Origin of the sequence: Rubrivivax gelatinosus (assembly GCF_004340905.1) — a bacterium.
Taxonomy (GTDB): domain Bacteria; phylum Pseudomonadota; class Gammaproteobacteria; order Burkholderiales; family Burkholderiaceae_C; genus Rubrivivax; species Rubrivivax gelatinosus.
This window is the reverse complement of the sequence record NZ_SLXD01000001.1, coordinates 471,524-497,759: the sequence shown is the minus strand read 5'-3', so window position 1 is coordinate 497,759 and position 26,236 is coordinate 471,524. Positions and strand designations below refer to the sequence as shown.

At 71.7% G+C, this 26,236-nt stretch carries 23 protein-coding genes; 9 read left to right on the top strand and 14 right to left on the bottom strand.

What is annotated here, in order from left to right; translation table 11 throughout:
- Positions 1-2: 2 nt before the first annotated feature.
- The gene (locus EV684_RS02400; protein WP_132644596.1) at positions 3-1,181 is read left to right on the top strand and encodes a TIGR03088 family PEP-CTERM/XrtA system glycosyltransferase; all 1,179 of its coding nucleotides are present in this window, start codon (positions 3-5) and stop codon (positions 1,179-1,181) included.
- Between the two features lie 184 nt (positions 1,182-1,365).
- Here EV684_RS02400 and EV684_RS02395 read toward each other — a convergent pair whose 3' ends face one another.
- Positions 1,366-1,686 (bottom strand): BrnA antitoxin family protein, encoded by a 321-nt coding sequence (locus EV684_RS02395; RefSeq protein WP_243651018.1) that lies wholly within the window; start codon positions 1,684-1,686, stop codon positions 1,366-1,368.
- Positions 1,683-1,982 carry a type II toxin-antitoxin system RelE/ParE family toxin gene (locus EV684_RS02390; protein ID WP_132644595.1) on the bottom strand — a complete coding sequence of 100 codons (300 nt, stop codon included), beginning with the start codon at positions 1,980-1,982 and terminating at the stop codon, positions 1,683-1,685. Before EV684_RS02390 ends, EV684_RS02395 begins: the two co-directional genes overlap by 4 nt.
- Before the next feature lie 317 nt (positions 1,983-2,299).
- On the opposite strand from EV684_RS02390, the gene EV684_RS02385 reads away from it, so the two are divergent.
- From EV684_RS02385 to EV684_RS02355, 7 genes are all read left to right on the top strand, one after another.
- Positions 2,300-4,243 carry an XrtA/PEP-CTERM system amidotransferase gene (locus tag EV684_RS02385; RefSeq protein ID WP_132644594.1) on the top strand — a complete coding sequence of 648 codons (1,944 nt, stop codon included), beginning with the start codon at positions 2,300-2,302 and terminating at the stop codon, positions 4,241-4,243.
- 61 nt (positions 4,244-4,304) lie between these two features.
- The gene (locus EV684_RS02380; RefSeq protein ID WP_165908369.1) at positions 4,305-5,342 is read left to right on the top strand and encodes an acyltransferase family protein; all 1,038 of its coding nucleotides are present in this window, start codon (positions 4,305-4,307) and stop codon (positions 5,340-5,342) included.
- Between the two features lies 1 nt (position 5,343).
- Entirely contained in the window at positions 5,344-6,552 is a 1,209-nt protein-coding gene (locus EV684_RS02375; protein WP_132644592.1) for a TIGR04063 family PEP-CTERM/XrtA system glycosyltransferase, read from the top strand.
- Positions 6,553-6,554: 2 nt separating this feature from the next.
- Positions 6,555-7,514 (top strand): methyltransferase domain-containing protein, encoded by a 960-nt coding sequence (locus EV684_RS02370; protein WP_132644591.1) that lies wholly within the window; start codon positions 6,555-6,557, stop codon positions 7,512-7,514.
- A complete protein-coding gene (locus tag EV684_RS02365) occupies positions 7,511-8,749 on the top strand; it encodes a glycosyltransferase (protein WP_132644590.1) in 1,239 nt (412 codons plus the stop codon). The genes EV684_RS02370 and EV684_RS02365 overlap by 4 nt, the downstream gene beginning before the upstream one ends.
- 5 nt (positions 8,750-8,754) lie before the next feature.
- Positions 8,755-10,143 (top strand): phenylacetate--CoA ligase family protein, encoded by a 1,389-nt coding sequence (locus EV684_RS02360; protein WP_132644589.1) that lies wholly within the window; start codon positions 8,755-8,757, stop codon positions 10,141-10,143.
- A complete protein-coding gene (locus tag EV684_RS02355; protein WP_132644588.1) occupies positions 10,136-11,416 on the top strand; it encodes a putative O-glycosylation ligase, exosortase A system-associated in 1,281 nt (426 codons plus the stop codon). Before EV684_RS02360 ends, EV684_RS02355 begins: the two co-directional genes overlap by 8 nt.
- A gap of 9 nt (positions 11,417-11,425) precedes the next feature.
- Here the strand turns inward: EV684_RS02355 and EV684_RS02350 are convergent, their stop codons facing one another.
- The 7 genes from EV684_RS02350 to EV684_RS02320 form a co-directional block, all read right to left on the bottom strand.
- Positions 11,426-11,806, bottom strand: coding sequence for a hypothetical protein (locus tag EV684_RS02350; protein ID WP_132644587.1), 381 nt, complete (start codon positions 11,804-11,806; stop codon positions 11,426-11,428).
- Positions 11,803-12,750: a glycosyltransferase gene (locus EV684_RS02345; protein WP_132644586.1), complete on the bottom strand. Its 948-nt coding sequence runs from the start codon at positions 12,748-12,750 to the stop codon at positions 11,803-11,805. Before EV684_RS02345 ends, EV684_RS02350 begins: the two co-directional genes overlap by 4 nt.
- Before the next feature lie 21 nt (positions 12,751-12,771).
- Positions 12,772-13,716 carry a glycosyltransferase family 2 protein gene (locus EV684_RS02340; protein ID WP_132644585.1) on the bottom strand — a complete coding sequence of 315 codons (945 nt, stop codon included), beginning with the start codon at positions 13,714-13,716 and terminating at the stop codon, positions 12,772-12,774.
- Positions 13,717-13,739: 23 nt separating this feature from the next.
- Positions 13,740-14,600: an O-methyltransferase gene (locus EV684_RS02335; protein WP_132644584.1), complete on the bottom strand. Its 861-nt coding sequence runs from the start codon at positions 14,598-14,600 to the stop codon at positions 13,740-13,742.
- 35 nt (positions 14,601-14,635) lie between these two features.
- Positions 14,636-16,105, bottom strand: coding sequence for a lipopolysaccharide biosynthesis protein (locus EV684_RS02330; RefSeq protein WP_132644583.1), 1,470 nt, complete (start codon positions 16,103-16,105; stop codon positions 14,636-14,638).
- Positions 16,106-16,145: 40 nt separating this feature from the next.
- A complete protein-coding gene (locus tag EV684_RS02325) occupies positions 16,146-16,922 on the bottom strand; it encodes a polysaccharide deacetylase family protein (protein WP_200222274.1) in 777 nt (258 codons plus the stop codon).
- Positions 16,923-17,051: 129 nt separating this feature from the next.
- The gene (locus EV684_RS02320) at positions 17,052-18,002 is read right to left on the bottom strand and encodes a sulfotransferase family protein (protein WP_132644582.1); all 951 of its coding nucleotides are present in this window, start codon (positions 18,000-18,002) and stop codon (positions 17,052-17,054) included.
- Positions 18,003-18,370: 368 nt separating this feature from the next.
- On the opposite strand from EV684_RS02320, the gene EV684_RS02315 reads away from it, so the two are divergent.
- Entirely contained in the window at positions 18,371-19,372 is a 1,002-nt protein-coding gene (locus EV684_RS02315) for a class I SAM-dependent methyltransferase (protein WP_165908368.1), read from the top strand.
- Positions 19,373-19,394: 22 nt separating this feature from the next.
- On the opposite strand, the gene EV684_RS02310 is transcribed toward EV684_RS02315, so the two are convergent.
- Genes EV684_RS02310 through EV684_RS02290 form a run of 5 tightly spaced genes read right to left on the bottom strand, consistent with a single transcriptional unit; the run spans position 19,395 to position 26,236 of the window.
- Positions 19,395-20,351 carry a glycosyltransferase family 2 protein gene (locus EV684_RS02310; protein WP_132644580.1) on the bottom strand — a complete coding sequence of 319 codons (957 nt, stop codon included), beginning with the start codon at positions 20,349-20,351 and terminating at the stop codon, positions 19,395-19,397.
- Positions 20,348-22,741, bottom strand: coding sequence for a glycosyltransferase family 4 protein (locus EV684_RS24150; protein WP_200222273.1), 2,394 nt, complete (start codon positions 22,739-22,741; stop codon positions 20,348-20,350). Before EV684_RS24150 ends, EV684_RS02310 begins: the two co-directional genes overlap by 4 nt.
- On the bottom strand, positions 22,738-24,444 hold the full coding sequence (locus tag EV684_RS02300) for an asparagine synthase-related protein (RefSeq protein ID WP_132644579.1): 1,707 nt from the start codon (positions 24,442-24,444) through the stop codon (positions 22,738-22,740). The genes EV684_RS24150 and EV684_RS02300 overlap by 4 nt, the downstream gene beginning before the upstream one ends.
- Positions 24,441-25,394 (bottom strand): glycosyltransferase family 2 protein, encoded by a 954-nt coding sequence (locus EV684_RS02295; protein WP_132644578.1) that lies wholly within the window; start codon positions 25,392-25,394, stop codon positions 24,441-24,443. The genes EV684_RS02300 and EV684_RS02295 overlap by 4 nt, the downstream gene beginning before the upstream one ends.
- Positions 25,395-25,420: 26 nt before the next feature.
- On the bottom strand, positions 25,421-26,236 hold the full coding sequence (locus EV684_RS02290) for a capsular polysaccharide synthesis protein (protein ID WP_132644577.1): 816 nt from the start codon (positions 26,234-26,236) through the stop codon (positions 25,421-25,423).

The window sequence follows — 26,236 nt, the reverse complement described above, 5'->3', positions numbered from 1 at the left end:
CGATGAGCGTCCATGCCGCGGGCGACACGCGCCCGCTCGTCCTGCACCTCGTCTACCGCTTCGACACCGGCGGCCTGGAGAACGGGGTCGTCAACCTGATCAACCACATGCCGGGCGAGACCTACCGGCATGCTGTGGTCGCGATCACCGAGGTCGTGCCGGGCTTCGCCGCGCGCATCCGGCGCGACGACGTCGAGTTCGTCTCGCTGCACAAGCCGCCCGGCCACGGCGTCAAGCTGTACCCCCGCCTGACGCAGCTGTTGCGTGATCTGCGGCCGGCCGTCGTGCACACGCGCAACCTCGCAGCGCTGGAGTTCCAGGTGCCGGCGGCCTGGTGCGGCGTGCCGGCGCGCGTGCACGGCGAGCACGGCCGCGACGTCGACGACCCCGACGGCACGGTGCGCCGCTACCAGTGGATGCGGCGCGCCTACCGCCCGTTCGTGCACCGCTACGTGGCGCTGTCGCAGGACCTTGCCGGCTACCTGGAGCGGCGCGTGGGCGTGCCGCCGCGGCGCATCGCGCGCATCTGCAACGGCGTCGACACCCGGCGTTTTGGTCCCGCCACGGCCGGGCGCGAGGCGCTGGCCGGCTCGCCGTTCGCCGACCCGGCGCTGTTCGTCGCCGGCACCGTCGGCCGGATGCAGACGGTGAAGGCGCAGCCGCTGCTGGCGCGCGCCTTCGTGCGCGCGCTGGAGCTCGCGCCGCGGCTGCGGCCGGTGCTGCGCCTGGTGATGGTCGGCGACGGCCCGCTGCGTGCCGAGGCGCAGGCGGTGCTGGCGCAGGGCGGCGCGGCCGACCTGGCCTGGCTGCCCGGCGAGCGCCGCGACGTGCCCGAGCTGATGCGCTCGCTCGACGCCTTCGTGCTGCCGTCGCTGGCCGAGGGCATCTCCAACACCATCCTGGAGGCCATGGCCAGCGGCCTGCCGGTGCTGGCCACCCGCGTCGGCGGCAACGCCGAGCTGGTCGACGACGGCACGACCGGCGCGCTGGTGCCGGCCGGCGATGTCGACGCGCTGGCGGCCGGCCTCGTGGCGCTGGCCTCGGACCCGGCCGGCGCCGCCGCGCGGGGCGCCGCCGGCCGCCGCCGCGTCGTCGACGGCTTCAGCCTCGACGCGATGGTCGGCCGCTATCGCGCGCTGTACGACGAACTGCTGGCGCCCGCGATGTCTGCCGGGCGCTGAGGGCGTCGCGCTCGCGGGTCGGGCCTGTCCGACGGCGTGCGCCGGCGCGGTGCACCCGTCCACGGGGGCGGCCTCGGTCTTGCTGGTGGGAAAGGTGCCTCAGCGTGTGCACTCGTCCCGTCTCCCTTGGCCGGTCGCGCGTGTCGCGTCCATGAGGAGTTGAACGGTTGCAGGCCGTGAACGGTCAGCTCAGCCTGCCCGCCAGCGCCAAGCTGGCGCGCAGCATGTCGTTGATGCGTGTCTGCCAGCCGTCGCCGGTGGCGCGCAGCGCGGCCAGCACGTCCGGGTCCAGTCTCAGCTTCACCGGCTCCTTGGTGACGGCGGCCACGCTGCCCGAGGGCCGCCCGCGCCGGCGCGCCGCGATCTGCTCGGGCGAGTGCGTGCGCGCGACCTTGCCGGCCTTCGCCTCGGCCAGCGACTCGCGCAGGCCCGGTAGCGCCTGCCCCGCGTCGGCCTCGACGGCAGCGGCGACCTTTTCGATGTTCAGCGTCTTGAGGGTCTTCACGATCGGCCTTTCTCGATGTCCTTGGGCCTGACGTTCGCGCGCTCGGCCTTGGTGTAGACCATGACGAGCAGGACGATCTCGTCGCCCACCAGGTGGAAGTAGATGACGCGCACGCCGCCGCGCTTGCCCTTGCCGGCGCGCTGCCACCGCACCTTGCGCGCACCGTCGGCGCCGGGGATGACGTCGCCCGCGTCCGGGTGCTGGGCGATGAAATCGACGAATGCCTCCCGCTCCTGCGCGGTCCAGACGGCGTCCGCCTGCTGTTGAAAGGTGGGCGTTTCGACGACGGTGCGCACGCTTTAAGTGTGCACCCAAATAAATCAGCGCGTCAACGCGAGGCCATGGCTCCCTCGGGATCGGGGTCCGGTCTCGCAAGACCTGACCCCAGGCCGGCGTTGTACGACGAGGCGCTGCGGCGGCCCGCTTCCCCCGCTGGGCCCCGCCGCGGCCCCCGTCTTCGAGGGGGCGAGGCGTGCACAAGTCACCTGCCCGGCGCCGAAGGCCGAGCCGCGGCGTCGCCTGCACTTACCATGGCGGCGGGCGCGTCGGCCCACGGCCAGGGGCGAGGTCTTCCCGTCGCCAAGGCAAGGCAGTCCAGGCGGAGCAACAACCCATGTGCGGCATCACCGGCCTCTTCGACACCCGCGGCACCCGTCCGGTGGACCCGGCCGTTCTCGCGCGCATGAACGACGCCCAGTGGCACCGCGGCCCCGACGAGGGCAGCCTGCACGTCGAGCCCGGGCTCGGCTTCGGCCACCGGCGCCTGTCGATCATCGACATCGCCACCGGCCAGCAGCCGCTGTGCAACGAGGACGGCTCGGTCGTCGTCGTCTTCAACGGCGAGATCTACAACTACCAGGAGCTGATCCCCGAGCTGCAGGCGGCCGGCCACGTCTTCCACACCAAGAGCGACACCGAGTGCATCGTGCACGGCTGGGAGCAGTGGGGCGAGCGCTGCGTCGAACGTTTCCGCGGCATGTTCTCGTTCGTGCTCTGGGACCGCAACCGGCAGACGCTGTTCATGGCGCGCGACCGCCTGGGCGTCAAGCCGCTGCACTACGCGCTGCTCGACGACGGCACGCTGCTCTTCGGCTCGGAGCTGAAGTCGCTGCTGGCGCATGGCGGCCTGAAGCGCGAGCTCGACCCGCTGGCGGTGGAGCAGTACTTCGCGCTCGGCTACGTCGCCGAGCCGCGCACCATCTTCAGCCAGGCGCGCAAGCTGCCGCCCGCGCACACGCTGTGCATCCGCCGTGGCGAGCCGGTGCCCGAGCCGCGCGAGTACTGGGACGTGCATTTCACGCTCGGCAATCCCACGTCCGTCGAAGACGCCTGCGAGGAGCTGCAGCACCGCCTGCGCGAGTCGGTGCGGCTGCGCATGATCGCCGAGGTGCCGCTGGGCGCCTTCCTGTCCGGCGGCGTCGATTCCAGCGCCGTGGTCGCGACGATGGCCGGCCTGTCCGACGGCCCCGTCAACACCTGCAGCATCGCCTTCGACGACCCCAAGTTCAACGAGAGCGCGTTCGCGCAGCTCGTCGCCGACCGCTACCGCACCGACCACCGCGTCGAGATGGTCAAGTCCGACGACTTCGACCTCATCGACACGCTGGCGCGGCTCTACGACGAGCCCTACGCCGACAGCTCGGCCATCCCCACCTACCGGGTCTGCCAGCTCGCGCGCAAGCACGTCACGGTGGCGCTGTCGGGCGACGCCGGCGACGAGAGCTTCGGCGGCTACCGCCGCTACCGCCTGCACCTGATGGAAGAGCGCATGCGCGGCGCGCTGCCGGCGGCGCTGCGCCAGCCGGTGTTCGGCATGCTCGGCCGGCTCTACCCCAAGGCCGACTGGGCGCCGCGCGTGTTCCGTGCCAAGACCACCTTCGAGGGCATGGCGCGCAACTCGGTCGAGGCCTATTTCCACTCGGTCTCGATCCTGCGCGGCGACATGCGCCGCCAGCTGTTCAGCCCGGCGCTGAAGCGCCTGCTGGGCGGCTACGACGCGCAGGACGTCTTCGAGCAGCACGCCGCACGTGCCGGTACCGACGACCCGCTGGCGCTGATCCAGTACCTGGACCTGAAGACCTACCTCGTCGGCGACATCAACACCAAGGTCGACCGCGCCAGCATGGCGCACAGCCTGGAGGTGCGCGAGCCGCTGATGGACCACAAGCTCGTCGAGTGGCTGGCCACGCTGCCCTCGTCGCTGAAGGTGCGCGGCCAGGAAGGCAAGTTCCTGCTGAAGAAGGCGATGGAGCCGATGCTGCCCGACGAGGTGCTGTACCGGCCGAAGATGGGCTTCTCGGTGCCGCTGGCGCGCTGGTTCCGCGGCCCGCTGAAGGACCGCGTGCGTGACGCCGTGCTCGGCGAGCGTCTGGCGGCGACGGGCTGGTTCGAGCGCCCCTACCTGCAGCATCTGGTGGACGCCCACCAGGCCGGCACCCGCGACTACAGCGCGCCGCTGTGGACGCTGCTGATGTTCGAGGCCTTCCTGCGCAACGTCGTCGATGCCGGTGCCGCCGGCACGCGGGACAGCCTGCGCGAGGACGAGGCGCTGGCATGAATGCCTGCCGCCGACGAACGCCCTGGCCGGCGCGACGCCGGAAGCCCCCGTGCACGCGGCTATGACCCTGGTGCCGGCCGTCGAACCCCGTGTTCGGCCGCGGCCGGCAGGCGACCGCATCGCCTACGTGCACGACTTCCGGGGTCTGGCGGTGCTGTTCATCGTCACGACGCACACGCTGAGCCTGTTCGACTGGAGCGCGAACCCGGAGCTGGCGCGCGTGCTGAAGTACCTCGTCGCCAACGGCACCACCTTCTTCCTGTTCATCTCGGGCTTCCTGTTCGAGTACCTGAAGGGCCGCTACGAGGTGCTGGACTACTGGGACAAGAAGCTGCGCTTCGTGGTGCTGCCGTATCTGATCGTCTCGGCCCCGGCGCTGGTGGCCTTCGTCTTCCTGGCGGCGCGGCAAGGCATGCCGGCCGGTTTCGAAGGCCTGTCCGACTGGCAGCAGATGGGGTACTTCCTGATCACCGGCAAGCACCTGGCGCCGTTCTGGTTCATCCCGACCATCGTCTCGTTCTACCTCGTGTCGCCGCTGATCCTGCACGCGACGCGCGACGACCGGGCGTTCTGGGCCCTTCCTTTGCTCTTCGTCCTGCCGGCCTTCGTCGGCCGCAGCGACAATCCCCTGCTCAACGTCGTGCACTTCCTGCCGGTCTGGGCGCTGGGCATGCTGATGTGCCGCTTCCGGCAGACGGCCGAGCCGCTGCTGAAGCGCCACCTCTGGCAGCTGCTGGCGCTGTCGGTGGCGCTGGGCATCGCCGAGCTGGCCTTCACCCGTGGCACCCACACGTATCTGGACTATCTGCAGAAGACGGTCCTGATCCTGTTCCTGGTGGCCGCGCTGCTGCGCCTGGGCTCGCGGGCCACGCCCTGGCTGGGCTGGGCCGGCACGTTGAGCTTCGGAATCTTCTTCGTCCACTCCTACGTGATCACCGCCTTCAAGTTCGCCTTCGAGTACGGCTTCGGCCAGCTGCCCGGCGGCGGCGTGCCGCAGCTGCTGCTGGCCGCCGCCGCCGCGGCGCTGGCCAGCGCGCTGCTCGTCAAGGCCGTGATCCGCCTGCTCGGCCGTAGGAGCCGTTACGTGATTGGCGTCTGACGTGCGAGTCCTGCATATCCTTGACCACTCCATCCCGCTGCACAGCGGCTACACCTTCCGCACGCTGTCGCTGCTGACCGAGCAGCGCCGCATGGGGTGGGAAACCTTCCACCTGACCAGCCCCAAGCACGCCACCACCGTGCCCGAGGAGACGGTCGAGGGCTGGCACTTCTACCGCACCCTGGTGCCGGCCAACGCCGGCGGCATGCCGGGGCTGGGCGAGATGGCGCTGATGCGCCGGCTGGAGAAGCGCATCAACGAGCTGGTGCTCAAGCTGCGCCCGAACGTCATCCACGCCCATTCGCCGGTGCTCAACGCGCTGCCCGCGCTGCGCGTGGCCAAGCGCCAGCGCATCCCGGCGGTCTACGAGGTGCGCGCCTTCTGGGAGGACGCCGCCGTCGACCACGGCACGACCACCGAAGGCAGCCTGCGCTACCGCCTGACGCGGCGCATGGAGACCGCGGCGCTGAAGGAGGCCGCGCACGTCTTCACGATCTGCGACGGGCTGCGCGGCGACATCGTCGGCCGCGGCGTGCCGGCCGACAAGATCACCGTGATCCCGAACGCGGTCGACGTCGACGACTTCGGCCCCGGCGGCGAGCCCGACGCGGCGCTGAAGGCCCGGCTGGGCCTGGAAGGCGCCACCGTCGTCGGCTTCATCGGCAGCTTCTACGCCTACGAAGGCCTGGACCTGCTGCTGGACGCGCTGCCTCGGCTCCTCAAGCGCCGGCCCGACCTGCGCGTGCTGCTCGTCGGCGGCGGCCCGCAGGAGCAGCTGCTCAAGGAGCGTGCGCAGTCGCTGGGCGTGGCCGACAAGGTGGTGTTCACCGGCCGCGTGCCGCACAAGGAGGTGCAGCGCTACTACGACCTCATCGACGTGCTCGCCTACCCGCGCCACAGCATGCGGCTGACCGAACTCGTCACGCCGCTCAAGCCGCTGGAAGCGATGGCGCAGGGGCGGCTGTTCGTCGCCAGCGACGTCGGCGGCCACAAGGAGCTGATCCGCAACCGCGAGACCGGCTGGCTGTTCCAGGCCGGCAGCGCCGAGGCGCTGGCCAACGCCATCGACGACCTGCTGGCGCGCCGCGACCAGTGGCCGTCGCTGCGTGCCGCGGGGCGCGAGTTCGTCGAGCGCGAACGCACCTGGGCCAACTCGGCCGGGCTGTACCGCCCGGTCTACGAGCGCCTGGTCGCCGCCGGGGGGCGCTGACGGTGGCTGGCGGCGCGGTAGGCGGGCAGGGGACTGGCGGCACGCCATTGGCCACCGCGCACCGCGTGCTGCGCGCCGTGGCCACCAACCAGTTGGCCCGTTTCGCCCCCGGCCTGTACGTGCGCCTGACCGGGCAGACCGGCCGCGGCGCTGCGGCGGAAGAGGCAGCAGCGGACGTGGCCGGTTACTTCCGCCGCTGCGTCGAAGACTACTTCGCCCGCCTGGGCCTGGCGTCCGACGCTGCTGATGCCTTCCTCGCCGGCAAGTCGCTGATGGAGTACGGCCCCGGCGACCTGCCCGGGGTCGCTGCACTGATGGTCGCCCACGGGGCGGAACGTGTGTGCTGCGTCGACCGCTTCCCGCTGGTCAGCCTGTCGGAGAAGAACGCCCGCGTCGTCGGGGATCTCGTCGCCGCGAGCGCAGGGCGCGAACGCGAACGGCTCGTCGCCTGCCTGCGCGACCCTGCGGACCCGCGCGCGGGCTTCGAGCCCACGCGCATCGAGTACCTCGTGCGCCCCAGCGGCCTGTCGGGGCTGACCGACGCGTTCGACTTCGTGTTCTCGCGTGCGGTGCTCGAACACGTCGACGACCTTGAGGCCACGTTTGCCGACATGGTGCGCGCGATGCGTCCCGGGGCGCTGGCTATCCATCTGGTCGATCTGCGCAGCCATGGCTTGCACCGCCGCAACCCGCTGGACTTCCTGGCCTGGTCGGAGACGGCGTGGCGCTGGATGTACTCGGCCAAGGGTGTGCCCAACCGCTGGCGCATCGACCGCTACCGCCACATCGTCGAACGTTTGCCGGTCGAGGTGTTGCAGTTCGAAGCCACGCACTGCGCCGCGCCGGAACAGGTCTCGGACGTGCGCCCGCTGCTCGCGGCGCCGTTTCGCGGCGTGTCCGACGACGATCTGGCGGTGCTCGGGTTCTGGCTCGTTTTCCGCAAGCCCGGGGAGGCGCCGTGAGCACGTCGAGCGCTCCCCACGTTGTCGTCTTCAGCAGCCTGTTCCCGAGCGCCGTGCAGCCCGGTGCCGGCCTCTTCGTGCGCGAGCGCATGTTCCGCGTCGGCCGCGAGCTGCCGCTAGCGGTCGTCGCGCCGACGCCCTGGTTCCCGCTGCAGTCGCTGCTGCGGCGTTTCAAGCCGAGCTTCCGCCCTGGCGCGCCGCGGCACGAGACGCAGCAGGGCCACGAGGTCTGGTTCCCGCGTTTCCTCAGCGTGCCCGGCGTGCTCAAGGGCCTGGACGGGCTGGCGATGGCGCTGGCTGCCTGGCCGCGGCTGGCGCGCCCGAAGCGCGAAGGCCGGCTGGACCTGATCGACGCCCACTTCGCCTACCCCGACGGCTTTGCCGCGACGCTGCTCGGCCGCTGGCTGGGCGTGCCGGTGACGATCACGCTGCGCGGCACCGAGCAGCGCCAGGCGCGCGACCCGGCGCTGGCGCCCAAGCTGCGCGCCGCGCTGCAGCGCGCGACGCAGGTCTTCGCGGTGTCGGAGTCGCTGCGCCAGGTGGCGCTGGCGCTGGGCATCGCGGCCGACAAGGTGCGTGTCGTCGGCAACGGCGTCGACCTGGCGCGCTTCAACCCGCTGCCGCGGGCCGAGGCGCGCGCCGCGCTCGGGCTGGCGGCCGACGCGCCGGTGCTGGTCAGCGTCGGCGGGCTGTGCGAGCGCAAGGGCTTCCACCGCGTCATCGAGCGCCTGCCGGCGCTGCGCGAGCGTTTCCCCGGCCTGGTCTACCTCGTCGTCGGCGGCCCCAGCCCCGAAGGCGACCTCGGCCCGCAGCTGCGCGCCCAGGTGGCCGCCGCCGGGCTGGGCGAGGCCGTGCGTTTCCTCGGCCCGCTGCCGCCCGAGGCGCTGCGCGGGCCGCTGTCGGCGGCCGACGTCTTCGTGCTCGCCACGCGCAACGAAGGCTGGGCCAACGTGTTTCTCGAAGCGATGGCCTGCGGCCTGCCGGTCGTGACCACCGCCGTCGGCGGCAACGCCGAGGTCGTCTGCCGTGCCGAGCTGGGCAGCGTCGTGCCCTTCGGCGACGGCCAGGCGCTGGAATCAGCCGTCGCCGACGCGCTGGCGCGCGACTGGGATGCCGACACGATCCGCCGCTACGCTGCGGCCAACACCTGGGACCGGCGTGTCGCCGAGCTCGTCGCCGCCTTCCGCGCGCTGCACGCCGGCGCCGGCGCACGAGCGGCTGCCGCGGCCCCCTGAACACCATGAGCGGGCTCTACACGCGTTTCACCTCCGGCGTCCTGTTTCCGCTGCACGAGCGCCTGAAGCGCCACGACAGCGTCGCGGTGCGCCGTTCGCTGGAGGCCAGCCAGTGGTGGCCGCCCGAGCGCCTGGAGGCGCTGCGTGTCGAGCGCCTGCGCGCGCTGCTCGTGCAGGCCGGACAGCACGTGCCGTACTACCGCGAGCTGTTCGCTGAAGCCGGCTTCGACCCGTCTACCGTGGCCTCGGTGGCCGACCTGCAGCGCCTGCCCTTCCTGACCAAGGCCGTCGTGCGCGCCCAGGGCGAGCGCCTGCGCCACGAGCAGGCCGAAGGGCTGGCGCGCTTCAACACCGGCGGCAGCTCGGGCGAGCCGTTGATCTTCTTCATCGGCCGCGAGCGTGTCAGCCACGACGTCGCCGCCAAGTGGCGCGCCACGCGCTGGTGGGGCGTGGACATCGGCGACCCCGAGATCGTCGTCTGGGGCAGCCCGATCGAGCTCGGCGCCCAGGACCGCGTGCGCGCCTGGCGCGACCGCCTGCTGCGCACCGAGCTGCTGCCGGCCTTCGAGATGAGCGAAGCCAAGCTCGACGGCTTCGTCGCCGCGATCCGCGCGCGCCGGCCGAAGATGCTGTTCGGCTACCCCAGCGCGCTCTCCCACATCGCGCGCCACGCCGAGCGCCGCGGCCAGAGGATGGACGACCTCGGCATCGAGGTCGCCTTCGTCACCAGCGAGCGCCTGTACGACGACCAGCGCGAGACGATCTCGCGCCTGTTCGGCTGCCGCGTCGCCAACGGCTACGGCAGCCGCGACGCGGGCTTCATCGCCCACGAGTGCCCGTCGGGCGGCCTGCACCTGACGGCCGAGGACGTGATCGTCGAGATCGTCGCCCCCGACGGCCGCGTGCTGCCGCCGGGGCAGTCGGGCGAGATCGTCGTCACGCATCTGGCGACGAAGGACTTCCCGTTCATCCGCTACCGCACCGGCGACGTCGCCGTGCTCGACACCGCGCGCTGCGCCTGCGGCCGCACGCTGCCGCTGGTCAAGGAGATCCAGGGCCGCAGCACCGACTTCATCGTTGCCGCCGACGGCACCGTGATGCACGGCCTGGCGCTGGTCTACGTCGTGCGCGACCTGCCCGGTGTGCGCGGCTTCAAGATCGTGCAGCACAGCCTGCAGCGCACCGAGGTGCAGCTCGTCGCCGACGCGGGCTTCGACCGCCCGGCGCGCGCCGCGGAGATCCAGGCCGGGCTGAAGCGCCGCCTGGGCGCCGGCGTGCAGGTGGACGTGAACTACGTCGACGCCATCGCGCCGGAGAAGTCCGGCAAGTACCGCTACGTCGTCAGCCACGTGGCGGCGGCGTCGCCCGCACCGGAGGCGGCCCCGCATGCGTGACATTGCCGTCGCCCTGGTCGTCTTCGGCCTGCTGCCCTTCGTGCTGAAGCGCCCCTTCTGGGGCGTGCTGATGCTGGCCTGGCTGGGTTACATGAACCCGCACCGGCTGTGTTACGGCTTCATGCTCAGCTTTCCTGTCGTCTACGTCGTCGCGCTGACGACGATGGTCGGGATGCTGATCTCCAAGGAAGCCAAACGCATGGTCTGGTCGCGCGAGATCGTCGTCCTGGTGATCCTGGTGCTGTGGATGGGCATCACGACGACGCAGGCGATGTACTCGCAGCTGGCCTGGCCGCAGTACGAGAAGGTGCTGAAGATCCAGCTGATCACCTTCATGACGCTGCTGCTGCTGACCTCGCGCGAGAAGGTGCACCTGTTCGTCTGGGTGATGGCGCTGTCGCTGGCCTTCTACGGCGTCAAGGGCGGCATCTTCACGATCGCCAAGGGCGGCGAGCACCGCGTCTGGGGCCCGATGGGCACCTTCATCGGCGGCAACAACGAGCTGGCGCTGGCGCTGGTGATGACCATCCCGCTGCTGCGCTACCTGCAGCTGCAGGACAAGCGCCGCCTCGTGCGCCTGGCGCTGGGGGCTGCGATGTTCCTGTGCGCGGTGGCGGCGATCGGCAGCCAGTCGCGCGGCGCGCTGCTGGCGCTGTCGGCGATGGGCTTCGTCTTCTGGCTCAAGGGGCGGCGCAAGCTGGTGTTCGCGGTGCTGATCGCCGGCGTGGCGGCGGTCATCCTGAGCCTGATGCCGGAGGCCTGGTACGAGCGCATGGCGACGATCGAGACCTACCAGGAGGACGCCTCGGCGATGGGGCGCATCAACGCCTGGTGGGTGGCGTGGAACGTCGCGCAGGCGCGCCTGACCGGCGGCGGCTTCGAGATGTTCAAGCCGCTGACCTTCCAGCTGTACGCCCCGGTTCCGGACCAGGTGCACGACGTGCACAGCATCTACTTCGAGGTGCTCGGCGAGCACGGCTTCCCCGGGCTCGTGCTGTTCCTGCTGTTGATCGTGATGACCTGGCTGCGTTGCCGTGCCGTGATGCGGCATACGCGCCAGCGGCCGCAGGCGCACTGGGCGCGGGACCTGGCGGCGATGGTCCAGGTCAGCCTGATCGGCTACCTGGTGGGCGGGGCCTTCCTCGGGCTGGCGTACTTCGACTTCTTCTACCACCTGGTGGCGCTGGCGGTCGTGGTGCACTACCTGGCCGTGCGCAAGCCGGAGGTCGGTACGTCGATAGATGTTCGTGCGCACCCGGCCTCTGCGACCTGAAGGCCCGCCTTAGGGCATTCGCATGCTTCTGGCTTGCTGTTGGTAACGGATGGCGTCGGCGCGAAACGTCGACGATGGCTGCCATCGCTGAATGACGTAGTCGAACTGCTTGATGGCTTGTTCAATGGCTTCGTTTTTCTTTCGTTTGTCGAAAGTGAACTTGGCCTTGTTCAAATAATGAAGTCCAAAACAGAAGTGGTGGACATGGATGAAGTGCTCTTGGCCGATTCTGTCCGACCATAGATTTTTGCTCGCTTCATCGCCGCGGAGGCGCGCATCGCAGTACTTTGGCAGTGTTGCCCAGTCGTAGGCTGTGAACTCCTGGGTTTGGGCTGAGGCTATGCCGGGCGCCGAGAGTGCAAATAGGGCGGCGATGGTTCTCAGTTTCATGTGCGATCCCTTTTGGTTGGCTGTGGCGGTGTGGCGCGGTCCATGTATCCCGCAATCAAACCCAATGAATGCGTCAGCGTCATGGTCTGCCTCAAAAGAGCTGCCTGACCTTGTGGAGATTTTGCCAGTGTCCGTAGGCCCTGAATTGCTGCCTGCCTTACGAGGAATGGTGGGATTCCAAGGAAAGTGTTTTTGAATGTGGGCAGAATGTACTTTCCTGTCTTCCTTCCCTCTTCGTAATGCAGTTTCAGGAGATAGCTGCGGCGTAGCTTCCACTCTTCGACGCCATGCCGGACGCGCATCTCTGGCCTATAGCGTATGCGATGCCCCGCTCGCAGTATTGCCCGAAACATCTGTATGTCCTCGCCCCCGCCGATTCCCTCTCCTTTGCGATCAAAGCGCCCGTCGAAGCGGAGCTGCGGATTTTTACGAAAGATGCTCATGTCATACGCAACATTCGCTGTCCATACAGGGGTGTCTTCGCCCTGTATCCAGAATGCGGTGTCGCCGTAGTTGACTTCGGCCAAGAAGCCGAGAAGATTATCTCCAAGCCAGCTGGGACGCTTGTTCTCGCCAAAGTCAACTGAGACTCTTCCTCCCACGCACTGGGCGCCCTCCATCGTGATGGCGTGGTGAGCCGCTTTTAAAAGGCCCGGCTCTGGTAACTCATCGTCGTCAATGAATGCGAGGATGTCGCTGTCGATTGCCTCTGTAAGTGCTCGATTTCTGGCGGCGACGATGCCTTGTGTTGTCTCATTGACCCACCGCAGGCGTGGTCCCGGCTGACTAGCGGCCGCGGCCAGTATTTTGCTGGTTTCATCCCTGCTGTTGTTGTTGATGGCAAGGATTTCAAACTGCTGCGGGCACTCTTGGTCCCGCATGGCTGCGATTAGGTTCTCCAGGCGGTTTGCGCGGTTGTAAGTACAAAAGGCGAATGTCAGCATGGAGGTCTGCGGTCCGGAAGGCTAGGTGCGGGCGGTCCGGTCGCGTGCCGCGAGCAGGCGCTGGTGCCAGGCCAGCGGCAGCAGGGCGGGAATCATGTGCAGCCAGTCCTGCGGCCGGCCGAACCCGTGGCGCATCAGCACGCGGAAGATCGTGCGTGCGCTCTGCAGGTCGCGCCGCCAGTAGCTCTCGTAGCCGCGTGCCATCAGCTCGCCGTAGGTGAGTTCGCGCGCGCGGGCGCGCCCCAGCGCCTGGTGCACGTCGGGATGGGCCTGCAGGAACTTGGTCTGTGCACGCAGGTGGTTGAGCGCGATGCGTGCGCGGTTGCTGGTGATCTGGCCGCTGCCGTGGTGGTGGTAGTAGGCCAGCACCTGGGGCACGAGGCGCACCGGGTGCAGCGCCGCGATGCGCAGCCACAGGTCGTAGTCCATGCACGAACTCAGCGTCTCGTCGAAGCCTCCGGCGGCCTGGATGAAACTGGCGCGCGTCAGGGCGCCGTGGATCGGCCAGGGGCAGCTGCGCACCAGCGAGGCGATCTTGTCGCCTTGTTCGTAGTCGGGCGGCACGTAGGGCTGGTCGCGCGCCGCGCCGAGACCGATGTTCTGCCAGCCGCAGTAGACGATGGCGGCCTCGGGCGCGGCGTCGAGCGCCTCGCGCATCAGGCGCAGGAACGACGGGTGCCAGCTGTCGTCGCTGTCGAGGAATGCGATGCAGCGGCCGTTGGCGGCCTTCAGCCCCGTGTTGCGGGCCGCGGCGGCGCCGGCATTGGCCCGGCGCAGCGGCTGGATGCGTGGGTCGCGTGCCGCGAAGTCCTGCAGCCGCTGCCAGGTCGTGTCGCTGGAGCCGTCGTCGACGGCGACCAGCTCCCAGTCGCCGCACTCCTGTGCCTGCAGGCTGCCGATGCTGCGCTCCAGGTGCCCCGCGGCGTTGAAGCAGGGCATCACGACGGTGACGGCGGGAACGGACATGGACGAGGCCGGGGCTTGAGGGCTCAGGTGCGCCGCAGCAGGCAGACGCCGTCGACGGTCGGATGGCGCTCGGCCTTCCAGCCCGCGTCCTGCTCCAGCCACCATTGCACCATCGTGCGCTCCTGCGCGCGGTCGGCGTCGTCGACGAAGACCAGCGCGTCGTCGCTCAGCCGCGGGCCGAGCACCGGAAGGGCCGGAAAGCGTGCCGGCAGCGTGTCGCCGCTGCGCTGCGGCGGGCCGTCGACGAGCAGCAGGTCGATGGGGCCGAGTTCGTCGAGCACCGCGTCGGGGATGTCGTACCAGTCGTAGCGCTGCTCGCCCACGGTGCGGGTGCGCAGCGGCGCGTCGACGACGCTGACCACGTCCTCCAGACCCATCAGCTTCAGGTTCTCGCGCGTGCGCGCGGCCCAGGCCGCGTCGTGGTCGATCGAGACCAGCCGGCCGCCGCCGGCGTTGCGCAGCACCTGCCCCAGCAGCAGCGTCGACACGCCCGAGCCCAGTTCGAGGATGGTGCGCGGCTTGCGCAGCTGCGCTTCGCGCACCAGCACCGCGGCCGCGTCGCCGGTCAGCGCCCAGCCGCCCCCGATGGGCAGCGGCAGCTGCTGCGCCAGCGGCTGGATGCGCACCAGGCCGTGGATGTCGCCGACGCTGCGGCGCAGGTCCTCCAGGCGCTCGCGCAGCGTGCGTGTGCGGTTGTCGACCATGCCGCCGAGCGAGCTCTTGGCGCTCTGCAGCAGGCCGCCGACCACCGCGCAGGTGGCCATGACCGGCCAGATCGCGGCCGCGTCGGTGAGGTCCAGCGCGGCGCCGAAGCCGGTGATGGCGGCGCCCGCGGCGCCGGCCGCCGCTGCGGCCGCGAGGGTCTTGTAGGTCGAGTCGCTCATGGTCGTGTGGGGAGTGTGATGTGGCCGCGGGTGATTCAGGTGCGTGCCGGCGCGCCACGGCGCAGCAGGCGGAGCAGGCGTTCGCGTTCGCCCGCGAGTTCGGCCAGCGGCAGCAGCAGCATCGCGCCGAGGTAGACGCAGGCGCCCAGGCCGCCCAGGGTGGCGACGTACAGCAGGTCGTGGGCCCGCAGCGCGGGCGGTGCCAGGTGGTCGGCCAGGGCGAGCGCCGCGGCCAGCGGCAGGTTCAGTGCCAGGGCCGGGCCGAGTGCCCGCAGCGTGTCGGCGAGCCGGAGTTCGAGCACCGAGGCGGCGAGCCGCCACATCAGCAGGGCGCTGGGCACGGCGGCCACGACCATCGCCCAGGCCACGCCGGCGATGCCCCAGGGCAGCGCCACGATCACGGCCGCTGCCGTGATGGCCAGATTGATCATCTGGATCTGCAGCTCGCGTCCGAGGCGGTCCTTGGCGGCGGCGACGGCGCCGCAGAGATTGGCCACGAGCCAGAACGGCCACGCGAAGATCAGGATCTCCAGCGGCGCGGCCGCCGGCAGCCAGTGCGGCCCGTAGACGCCGCGCACCAGCGGCCCGGCCACCCAGTGCAGCCCGACGTAGAACGGCGTGCCGTAGACCGCGACCAGCGCGACGCTGCGCTGGAAGACGTAGCGGCACTTGTCCAGGTTGTCCTGCTCGGCGGCCAGCGCGCGGAACGCCACCTTGTAGACCGAGCCGGACACGAAGCTGAACGGCATGCGCGCCAGGCTTTCAGACTTGTTGAACAGGCCCACCGACTGCGGCCCCAGCGACTGCGACAGGATGAAGATGTTGGCCTTGGACTTGGCGTAGTCGACGAGGTCGTTGCTCGACACGAGCAGGCCGTAACGCGCCATGTCGCCCGCGCGCCGGAACTCGGCCGACAGCCCCGGGCGCCAGTGCGCCAGACGGGCGAGCACGGCGGCCTGGAACAGCGAGCCCGCGAGCCCGCCCCACACCAGGGCCCAGACGCCGTCGCCGCGCCAGGCCAGGCCGATGCTCACCGCGCTGGACACCACCAGGGTGGCGACGTTGGCCGCCGTCTGGGCCTTGAAGCGCATCTCGCGGTACAGCAGGTTGGACGGCATGTTGACCAGCGGCCGGATGACGAAGCTCAGTGCCGACAGCCGCAGCAGGTCGGTGTAGACCGGCTCGTCGTACCAGCGCGCCAGCCAGGGCGCGATGGCGAAGAAGAAGGCGTAGATGGCGCAGCCGACGAGCAGCTGCAGCGTGAACACGACGTCGTAGTCCTGCTTCGTCGGCGCCTTGGCGCGCACCAGCGCCTGGCCCATGCCGCCGCCGGCCACGAAGCCGGCGATGCCGGTGAAGACCTGGATCGTCAGCAGCATGCCGAAGGCCTCGGGCGCCAGCAGCCGGGCCAGCACGATGCCGAAGGCGAAGCTCAGCAGCTGTTCGCCGGCGCTGCCGGCGAACAGCCAGGCGACGCCGCGGCGCAGTGACACGGGCGCCGTCATCGGGTCCGGCCGCCCTGGCAGGCCTTTGGGCGGGCGTGCTTCACGCGCGGGCGCCGATCAGTCGTTCGCCCAGGCGGCGGGCGTAGTACGCGACGGCGCTGCCGAAGCGGCCGTCGTTGCTGCCCAGGCGCAGCTTGCGCAGCAGCTGCGCCGGCGTGTCGGTGCCGAAGACGTCGAGCCGGCGCACGCGGTAGCGGTCGACGTCCTGGCGGTTGAAGCCCGGCTGCACCGAGAACGCCGCGCCGTAGCCGGCGGCACGCGCCGCCGCCACCACACGCTCGTCGTGGTGGCCGTAGGGATAGGCCAGATAACGCGGCGCCGCGCCCAGCAGCGCCTGCAGGTCCTGCCGGGAGCCGGCCAGTTCCTCCATCAGGCGCGCATCGTCCAGCCCGGGCAGGCTGGCATGGCTGCGCGTGTGCGAGTGCAGGCTGCAGCCGCGGCGTGCGAGTTCGGCCAGCTGGCCGGCGTCGAGCAGCCGGTGGCGGCGCTGGCTGCCGTCGTGGTGGTTCCAGTCGTCGCTGCGGCCGATGCGGCCCGAGACCACGAACACGGTGTACGGCCAGCCCAGCGCCTCCAGCACCGGCGCCGCATGGTGCAGCACGCCCTCGAAGCCGTCGTCGAAGCTCAGCACGAAGTCGCCCTCACGGGGCGCGGGGCCGCCGTCCAGCCAGGCCGCCAGCGCGTCGATCGGCACGCTGCGCCAGCCGGCGGCGGCCAGGCGCCGCATCTGGGCGGCAAAACGCTGCGGCGTGACGCAGTACTTGGCTTCCGCGGCCGATTCGATGTCGCCCACCCGGTGGTACATCAGGACGGGCATGCGGGCGGGACTCATGGAAGCGGCGAGGCGGCGGGCGCACCGGGGGCGGAAGGCCGAGAGTCTAGGAGGGCCGCGCGCGTACGACCATCATGGAGCCGCGGGGGGCGGCTGCCGCCGATGTGCGCTATGTCACGACCAAGTCGCGCGGCCGGTCGCGTGGTGGTAGCGCTGGACCAGGCCGTTGTGCCAGCGATAGAGAGCGCGTGCGGGCAGCGGCAGCGGGCGGGCCGAGGTGTCCAGTTCGTAGCCCATGCGCCGCAGGGTCGGGCCTGCCGCACGTTCGAACACCGAGATCTGCCGCGACGTCATGCTGGCGCGCCACTTGCCGGCGTTGTCGGCGCGCGGTGGCTGTCTCAACAGCGGGGTGTCCCCGCCTTCGGTCATCGGCTTGCGAAAGTCGAGCAGCGCCTCGTCGAACACGATGCCCAGGAAGTCGCAGACGCGGCGCAGCGTCGCCGACGGGTCGGCGATCAGGTCCTCGTAACGCAGCTCCAGGTACTGCCCCGCGGGCACGCGCTGCTCGCCGTCGTCGTGGCCGGTGTCGACGTACTGCTGCCAGTAGCGTGCGGCGTAGAACATGTTGTGCACGCCGAAGCCGCCGCGTGCGAACAGCGACAGCGCGACGTCGCGGCCGTCGCGCACGATGTGGATGAAGCGCGCGTCGGGCCACCAGGCGAGCAGGCGCGGCATGTGCAGCACGTAGTACGGCGTCTTGTCGCCCCAGCGCGGCTTGCCTTCGCCGGCGGCATTGGCTTCGAACAGGCCGGTGACGATGTCGCGCATCGTGTGCCGGCCCTCGGCCACGAAGCGCTGCGCCAGCTCACGCTCGTCGAAGCGCAGGCCGTGCAGGTCGGTCTCGATGAACGAGCGGTTGAAGCCGCGCATCCAGGCCAGCACGCGCTGCACGCCGTCTTCCGTGGCCAGGTCGCCGAAGCCGGTTTCGTTGCGCATCAGCGGCACGATGAAGTGCGACTCGCCGGACGGGATCGACAGCGCCGGGTGCGAGCGCAGCATGTACTGCAGCAATGTGGTACCCGAGCGGGGGGCGCCGACGACGAAGACGGGGGCTGCCGGCTTCATGCGGCCCGCCTGCGCAGGCCGGCCGGCTTGCCGCACGGGGGCAGGAGCATGGCCAACGGGCGCGGGATCGGTCTCGGTGACGTCATGTGCATCGGAGCCGTGATGCCGCACGGAGGCGGCGACTCGTGGACGGGGCGCACGCAGTCTATAGGCGCTGGCCCAGGCCGATGCCATTGGCCTGGCGGCCGGCCCACGACTGCGTGGTCGGTTTGTATCAATGTGTGCCGTCGTCTCGGGCTCTGGCACGGGGCGGCGGCAACCCGCGGCGCGCGCGACACAGTGCGGTGCCCCCGCATCCCCGGGTGGCGCAATGGGGCAGGAGTGTCGATGCTCGCGGCGCTGGGCGCCCAGGCGCCAAGGGAACTGTCATGAACACCGATCCCTCATGCCCGGTCTGTGACCGCCACGACTGGCAGCCTCTGGGCACGAGAACCTACGAGCTGGCGGCGGCCGCGCGTCTGCCGGAATACGTCCGCGCCCGCTACGACGTGCTGTTCTCGGTCTGGGTTCCCGGGGCGGCCGAAGTGCGCATGGCATCGGTGCTTTGCAGGCACTGCGGCTTCGCCGCGTTCACGCCCCGACCCTCCGAAGCCGACCTGGACGCGAAGTACCGCTACCTCGCCCGGCACGAACTCAGCCGCGGCGAGATGAACATCAGCCTGGCCTCCGACGCCGTGCGATCCGAGGAACTCGCCGCGGCGATCCTGACGACGGCGAGCCCCGAAGGCCGGCGTCTGCTCGACTACGGCGGCGGCAACGGCCGGCTGCTGGGGCGCTTCCAGGCCCTGGGCTTCGATTGCGCCGTCTGCGACTACGTCACCGAGACCCGTCCAGGCGTCGAGCGGCTGGGCTCGACGCTGGACGAGATCCCCCCGGACCGGGCATTCGACCTCGTCATCTGCAGCCATGTGCTGGAGCACCTGGCCGAACCGCGGCGCATCCTGGCGCGCCTGGTGGACCTGCTGGCGCCCGGCGGCCTGCTCTATGCCGAGGTGCCGCTGGAGATCTGGGACGGCGCGCCGCTGCCGCCGGAGCCGGTCACGCACATCAACTTCTTCGCGCCGCACAGTTTCGAAGCCCTCTGCGACGGCCTGCCCGTCGAGGTCCTCGAGTGCCGGGAGCACGCGTATACCAACGAGAACGGTCGCCGCCTGCCCGCCGTGCGGCTGCTCATCCGGCGCAGGGCCTCGGGAGCGCCCTGGCGGTCGGATCGGCGCGCCGCCGCGTCGAAGACCCTGGCCTACGTGCGCCCCTCCGTCGTGGCCTGGTTGCGGCGATACGGGCGTTACCCGGACCTGCGCCCGGTGATGCGCTCGGCGTTCGTGCGGCGCCATCTGCCGCAGCGATTCTTCTGGCGCTTCGCGTCCTGAGGCGGCCTCCGCACGGCGCGGCTCAGCGCAGGCGGGCCTTCATGGACCTGAGGCCGCTGATCCAGGCGGCCGGCAGCCCCGACGCCGCCAGGTAGGCCGCGGCCCGCCGTCCAGGCTTCTCGCGCAGGCTTGCGGCGAAGGCGCTGCGCGCCTGGGCCATGCGCCCGGCGCTGAAGTACCAGTACCCCAGATCGGCCAGCGCGTCCGCGACGTAACGATCGGGGTCCACGCCCCATCCCGGCATCGCCGGCCGTGCCCACTCCCGGATCACGCGCGCCATGTCGACGTAGCCCTTGAGCATCGGCTCCACCGACTTGGTCACGTTGCTGGAGTGCTCGACCCGGATCTCCTCGACGCCGGGCACGCAGGCGATGGCGTGCCGCGCCGCGATGCGCAGCCACAGCTCCAGGTCCTCGCCGTAGCGCAGCCGGGTGTCGAAGCCGCCCCGCTCGACCAGCACCTCGCGCCGCGCGAGCACGGTGCTGGTGTTGATGAAGTTCAGCTGCAGCAGGCGCCGCGGCGCCTCGGGCACCGGCGCACCGTCCAGCGCGGCGAAGAAGCCGGCCAGGCCGCGCTTGGCGAAGTTCGACGCCACCATCGTGGCGCCGGTCTCGTCCTCGATCGCCATGTCGGCCGACACCAGCGCCACCGCCGGGTGGCGGCGCAGCAGCTCGACCTGGCGCTCGATCTTGTTCGGGCACCAGCGGTCGTCGGTGTCCAGGAAGGCGACCAGCTCCCCGCTCGCGGCGTGGATGCCGCGGTTGCGCGCCGCCGCCGGGCCGGCGTTGGCCTGCCGCAGGTGCACGATGCCCTCGCCCAGCGCGGCGAGCACGGCGGCCGTGTCGTCGGTGGAGCCGTCGTCGACGACGACGATCTCGCTGCACGGCAGCGTCTGCGCCCGGATGCTGGCGATCGCCGCGGGCAGGAAGCGGGCGCGGTTGTAGGTCGGGATGACGACGGAGACGCGGGGCGGGTTCATCGTGGTGTCCCGGCCCGGGGCGCGGGCCCGATGAGGCGGGCGTACACCGCCTCCACCTGCCGCACGTGCTCGTCCACCGCAAAGCGCCGCAGCGCCTCCTCGCGCGCCGCGCTGCCCAGCCGGCGGCCGAGTTCGCGGTCCTCGTACAGCTTCAGCATGCAGGCGGCCAGGTCCCCGGCGTCGTTGGGCTCGAACAGCAGCCCGGTGCGCCCGTGTTCGACCATCTCGACGGCGCCGCCGTGCGCCGGCGCCAGCAGCGGCCGCGCCATCGTCATCGACTCGATGATCATCGTGCCCAGCGGCTCGGGCGAGGTCGAGGCCGACAGCACGATGTCCAGCCCGTTGTAGACCTCGGCCATGCCGCTGACATGGCCGGTGAAGACCACGCGCCCGGCCAACGGCGGCCGGGCCGCACGTTCGTGCAGCTCGGCCTCGAAGTAGCGGCACTCCTCGGGCGCGGCGCCGACGATGACGAAGACCGCGTCGGGCATGCGCTCGGCGATGCGTTCCACCGCGTCCAGGAACAGGCGCTGGCCCTTCCACGGGATCAGCATGCCCACCAGGCCGACCGCGAACGCCTCCGGCGCGATGCCGTGGCGGCGGCGGAAGGCGCCGCCGTCGGCCGCCAGGTCGAGCTTGTCGAGCTCGATGCCGTCGTAGACGTAGCAGCGCTTGCGTTCGGGCACGCCCAGGCGGCCGATGCTCTCGGACACCCAGCGCGAGACGGCGATGAAGTGGTCGGGCATGCGAAACAGCGAGTGCATCAGCGGCGAGCCCTGCTGGTCGCCGCGCACGTGCGCCACCACCGGCACGCCGGCCAGCCGGCCGGCCAGCACCGCGGCGCGGTTGCACAGCGGCTCGTTGTTCACGTGGATCAGCACCGGGCGGAAGCGCAGCACCGTCCACAGCGTCTGCACGAACGAGGGCAGGAAGTTGCCGACGTCGTCGGCGCGGGCCAGCACCTGGTTGGCCAGCCAGCGCAGCCCGGGCAGGGTATCGGGCCAGCGCGCGGCGGCCAGCCGGCGCTTGGCGCTGACGGTGTCCAGCCGGCGGTCGGGGATGTGTTTCCAGCGCGACTCGTGGGCGATGTCCTGGTACTTGGCGTCGCCCAGCCCGGTGACGACCATCGGCTCCCAGCGCGTGCGGTCGAGGTTTCGCACCAGGTGGCGCAGGCAGATGATCGCGCCGCCGTAGCCGATGCCGTTCTCGACGTAGAGCACGCGCCGCGGCGGCGCCAGCAGCGCGGCATAGAGCGCCTGGTAGCGGTCGGCCACGCGTTCGATGGCGTAGCGCCGTTCGGCCAGCGCGCGCGCGGCCGCGCCCATGCGGGCGCCGTCGGGGCCCAGCACCTCGCGCACCGCGGCGCCCAGCGCGCGGGTGTCGCCGGGCGCGTAGGTGCGCCCGGTGACACCCTCGACGACCAGTTCGCGCGTGCCGCTGGCGGCCGCCGCGACGCAGGGCAGGCCGCAGGCCATGGCCTCGAGCACGACGTTGGGCAGGCCTTCCTTCACCGAGGGCAGCAGCAGCAGGTCGGCGGCGCCGTAGTAGCGCGACAGGTCGGCGCAGAAGTCGTGCAGCGCAAAGCGCCCCGGGTGCGCCGCGGCCAGCGCCGCCAGCCGCCCGCGCAGCGCGCCGTCGCCGTCGTCGCGGCTGCGCGGGCCCACGGCCACCAGCAGTGCGCCGCTGCCGAAGGCGTGCTCGGCGCACCAGCGTTCGGCCAGCCAGAGGATGTTCTTGCGCTCGTCGAGCACGCCGGCATACAGCGCCAGCGGCCGGTCGGCGGGCAGGCCGAGTTCGGCGCGCAGCTCCTGGCGTTGCGCGGCGCCCACCGGCTGGAAGCGCGTGGTGTCGACGCCGTTGGGCACGTGGTGCACGCGGTGCGCCGGCAGGCCGCCGGCGCGGAACTCGTCGACCAGGTCGCGGCTGATCGCCACGTGGGCGTCGATGCGCCCGAGCATCGCCCGGTGCAGCCGGCCGACGACCGAGTGCGACAGGCCCTGCAGGTCGTCGTTGGCGAGGCTGGCCTTGATCAGCGACTTCAGCCCCAGCAGCCGCGCCAGCGGGCCGATGAAGGCGTTGGTGAAGTAGGCGCCGTGGCTGTGCAGGACGTCGAAGTCGCGCCGCCGGCGCCAGACGTGGCGCGCGAGGTTGAACCACAGCCGGAACTCGCGGTGCTTGCGCATGCGCCCGGGCTCGATGCGGTGCACGACGAAGCCGTCGACCTCGGCACGTTCGTCCAGCCCGGCCCAGCGGTTGGTGACGAACTCGACGTGGTGCCCGCGCGCCCGCAGCACGCGCGCCAGGGTCAGCGCCTGGATGGCCGCGCCGCTGTACTCGGGCGCGAAGTAGGCCGTGTACATCAGCACGCGGGCGGGGCGGGGCGCGGTCATCGGGTCTCGGTCGTTTCGCTGCGGGCCTGCAGCCAGGCGTCCAGCACCACCAGGGCCCAGACGCGGAAGGCGAGACCGGTCTCGCCCTGCAGCAGGCGCCCGGCCAGGCGCTGGACGAGCGCCGGGTCGAGCCAGCCGTGATGCTGCCAGCGTCCGGGCGCCAGGTGGCGGCGCACCAGCCCCCCATCCTCGCCGGCCAGCAGCGCCGCGAGCGGGAAGTCGAAGCCGTGTTTGGGCGTGTCCCAGAGTTCACGCGGCAGGTGGCGCGCGAGCAGCGCACGCAGGATGCGTTTGGGCTCGCCGGGCCGCCAGCGCCAGTCCAGCGGCAGTGCGCGCAGCAGCCGGTCGGCGGCGGTGCCGGCGTAGGGGAAACGCAGCGCCTGGCCGCTGGCCAGCATGGCCTGCGTCAGGCGCTCGCTGGGCATCACGTCGAGCAGCGCGCTGCAGCGTTCGAAGTGTTCGCCCGGCCGGTAGCGCGCGAAGGTCCGGAAGAAGCGCGTGCCCGACAGGTCCACCGGCCCGCCGCACAGCGCTTCGATCTCGGCGCGCCTGAAGCCGCGCCAGCGGATCATCGTCTCGGCCGGGTGTTCGAAGTCCAGCAGCGGCGCCTGGCCGGCCAGCGCCGGCCAGGCGGCCAGGCGCCGGCGCACCGCGGCCGGCAGCCGGGCGCTCCACTGCACCGCCAGGCGGACGTGGCGCGGCGGCATCAGGCCCAGCGCCTCGTCGGCGCCGGTGCCGTCGAGCACGGCGTCGAAGCGCCCGCGGCAGGCCTCCAGCGCCAGCAGCGTCGACGGCGTCGACGGGTCGGCCAGCGGCTGGTCGGACGCGGCGGCGAGGCGTTCGACGGCGCTGGCGTGCGCGCGCAGGTCGAACCGCAGCACCTCGTGGCGCAGGCCCAGCCGGGCGGCGATGCGTGCGGCGGCCGGCGCCTCGTCGTAGGGCGGGGCGTCGAAGCCGACGGTCAGCGTGACGAGGTCGGGGCGGCGGCGTGCCGCCAGCGCACACAGCAGCGCCGAGTCGACGCCGCCGCTGAGAAAGGCCGCCGGGCGCGCGGCGCCGTCCAGGCGGGTGGCGATGGCGGCGTCCAGCGCGGCTTCGACGGCGTCGACGGCAGCCTCGAAGTCCGCGGGCACCGCCGGCGCGTCGAAGACCGGCGTGACGCTGCGTTTCGTGCCGGCGCGCCAGTGCAGCGCCTGGCCGGGTTCGAGCGCGGTGACGCCGGTGGCGATCGTCGCCGGCGCGGCCAGGTCGAGGAAACGCAGGTACTCGTGCAGCCCGGCGGGCGCCAGCGCCGGGGCGCCGGGCGCCAGCAGCGCCGGCAGCCAGGACGCGAAGGCGATGCCGCCGTCGTCGCGCGCGGCGTGGAAGAGGTTGCGCAGGCCGGACGGGTCGCGGTAGAGCAGCAGTTCGTCGGCGTCGGCCAGCACGAGCACGAACGAGCCTTCGAGGCGCGCCAGCAGCCCGCTGCCCCAGCGCCGCCAGCCCTGGGCCAGCAGCCGCGCCGGCGCGGTGCCCGCGGGCTCGCCGAGCGCGGCCGCCAGCGCCGGCAGCGCGTGCAGCTCGCCGTGCCAGGCGACGGCCAGGCCCTCCTCGTGGCCGAGGTGGACGTCGTCGCCGGGCGCCGCCGCTGCGGGTGCCGCAGAGCGCCAGGCGCCGGCGAAGCCGCGCGTGGCGGCCACGATCGTGGCCGGCGCCGCGCTCAAGGCCGGCGGCCCGCGGCCAGGCGGGCGTCGCGCTGCAGCCGCCGGTAGCCCTCGACCTCGCCGAGCGCCGCGGCGGCGCGCATCAGGTAGAAGCGGCGCCGGTCGGCGCGCAGCGTCAGCAGCGCACGCGCGGCGTAGCCGCCGAGCTTGCGCCAGGCCCAGCCGGGCACGCCGCCGGTGCCGGCCTCGTGGCCGGGCAGGCCGACGGTTGACTCGGTGCGCCGGCGCGCCAGCCGCATCAGGAAACCGAGCTCCAGGCGCTCGGGGTCGACGTGGTGGCGCTGCAGCATCGCCGGCGCGTACCAGAGCCGCGCGCCGACACCCAGCGCGCGCAGGAACCATTCGGAGTCTTCCGAGCCGCCCAGGTCGTGGCCCACCGGGCCGAGCTCGGTGCTGAACGGGCCGATGCGCGCCAGCCACTCGGTGCGCACGACGGCGTTGCCGCCGCTGGGCAGGGCGATGTCGGGCGTCAGCCAGCGCCCCGCGTCGCCGCAGTCGAAGGTGGGCACCGGCAGCGGGTAGATGCGGTAGGGGCCCGGGTCGTGCACCCAGGGCGGCTCGCGGCCGTCCCAGTCGGGCACCAGGCGGCCGCAGATCAGCGCCGCCTCGGGCTGCTCGCGCGCGGCGTCGACGATGGCCTGCAGGAAGCCGGCGTCGGCGCGCTGGTCGTCGTCGACGAAGGCCAGCAGCGGGGTGCGCACCTCGCGCAGTGCCAGGTTCAGCGCGTGCGACTTGCCCTTCTTCGGCTCGGCCAGCCAGCGCAGCGGCAGGCCGCCGGGGCGCGCGCTGCGTGCCTGCAGCATCTCGTGCGTGCCGTCGCGGCAGTGGTTGGCGACGACCAGCACGTCGACGCCCTCGGCCGGGCGGCGCGCGGCGTCCAGCGAGTCCAGCGTGCGCGCCAGCAGCGCGGCGCGGTCGTGGGTGCAGACGACGACGGTCAGCAGATTCATGGCAGGCGGGACCCCGGGGATCATCGTCAGCCGCGGCCCTTCAGCAGGCGGCCGGCCCGGCGGCCCAGGCCGTCCATCGTGTCGCCCCACAGCGCCGGGTCCAGGCGCTGGCCGAGCGTGGACGGCTCGGGCAGATCGAGCGCGCGCCGCAGGATGCGCGACAGCAGCATCGATTGGCCGAGCAGGCGCTGGTGGCGCCGCGGCGCATAGGTGGCCAGCAGCGGCGTCAGCAGGTTGCCGCAGAGGTGGAACAGCGCCGCGTTGCGGTCGACGTTGTCCTCGATGCGGCGGTCCTCCAGCAGGCGCGACACCTTGCCGCCGGCGATCTCGTCCAGCGTCCAGCGGACCCAGGTGTGGTGCGGGTAGTCGCTCCCGTGCCTGGCCAGCAGGTCGTTGCCGATGGCGTTCCACTCGAACGAGGTCGGGTCCGCGTCCAGGATCCGGTCCTGCTCGCGGGCGATGGTCTGCAGCAGCGGGCAGCCGGCGCGCGCGACGAAGCAGCCGATCGCGCTGGCCATCTCCTGGCAGGCGAAGTCCAGCGGCTGCGGGATCTCGAACAGCGGTGCCAGCGGCCGCATCGCCACCATGTCGCTGTCGAGCCACATGCCGCCGTGGCGCAGCACGAGGCGGGTGCGCACGTAGTCCGCGCGGTGGGCGGCGCGCTGCAGCTGGCGCCACTGCGGGCGCAGGTCGGGCAGGTACTCGCGCACGCTGTCCTGGTCGAGCAGATGCAGGCTGGCCTGGCCGCGGTGGCGTTCAACCGACTTCAGGCAGAACTGGACGAACGGCGGCATGCCGCGCGAACCCGGCACGTTCTCCCAGTACATCCAGATCTGGTTCAT

Coding starts and splice junctions, on each gene's coding strand:
- EV684_RS02400 (WP_132644596.1), top strand. CDS start 3: ATGAGCGTCCATGCCGCGGGCGACACGCGCCCGCTCGTCCTGCACCTC.
- EV684_RS02385 (WP_132644594.1), top strand. CDS start 2,300: ATGTGCGGCATCACCGGCCTCTTCGACACCCGCGGCACCCGTCCGGTG.
- EV684_RS02380 (WP_165908369.1), top strand. CDS start 4,305: ATGACCCTGGTGCCGGCCGTCGAACCCCGTGTTCGGCCGCGGCCGGCA.
- EV684_RS02360 (WP_132644589.1), top strand. CDS start 8,755: ATGAGCGGGCTCTACACGCGTTTCACCTCCGGCGTCCTGTTTCCGCTG.
- EV684_RS02355 (WP_132644588.1), top strand. CDS start 10,136: ATGCGTGACATTGCCGTCGCCCTGGTCGTCTTCGGCCTGCTGCCCTTC.
- EV684_RS02350 (WP_132644587.1), bottom strand. CDS start 11,806: ATGAAACTGAGAACCATCGCCGCCCTATTTGCACTCTCGGCGCCCGGC.
- EV684_RS02345 (WP_132644586.1), bottom strand. CDS start 12,750: ATGCTGACATTCGCCTTTTGTACTTACAACCGCGCAAACCGCCTGGAG.
- EV684_RS02340 (WP_132644585.1), bottom strand. CDS start 13,716: ATGTCCGTTCCCGCCGTCACCGTCGTGATGCCCTGCTTCAACGCCGCG.
- EV684_RS02335 (WP_132644584.1), bottom strand. CDS start 14,600: ATGAGCGACTCGACCTACAAGACCCTCGCGGCCGCAGCGGCGGCCGGC.
- EV684_RS02330 (WP_132644583.1), bottom strand. CDS start 16,105: ATGACGGCGCCCGTGTCACTGCGCCGCGGCGTCGCCTGGCTGTTCGCC.
- EV684_RS02325 (WP_200222274.1), bottom strand. CDS start 16,922: ATGCCCGTCCTGATGTACCACCGGGTGGGCGACATCGAATCGGCCGCG.
- EV684_RS02320 (WP_132644582.1), bottom strand. CDS start 18,002: ATGAAGCCGGCAGCCCCCGTCTTCGTCGTCGGCGCCCCCCGCTCGGGT.
- EV684_RS02315 (WP_165908368.1), top strand. CDS start 18,371: ATGAACACCGATCCCTCATGCCCGGTCTGTGACCGCCACGACTGGCAG.
- EV684_RS02310 (WP_132644580.1), bottom strand. CDS start 20,351: ATGAACCCGCCCCGCGTCTCCGTCGTCATCCCGACCTACAACCGCGCC.
- EV684_RS24150 (WP_200222273.1), bottom strand. CDS start 22,741: ATGACCGCGCCCCGCCCCGCCCGCGTGCTGATGTACACGGCCTACTTC.
- EV684_RS02295 (WP_132644578.1), bottom strand. CDS start 25,394: ATGAATCTGCTGACCGTCGTCGTCTGCACCCACGACCGCGCCGCGCTG.
- EV684_RS02290 (WP_132644577.1), bottom strand. CDS start 26,236: ATGAACCAGATCTGGATGTACTGGGAGAACGTGCCGGGTTCGCGCGGC.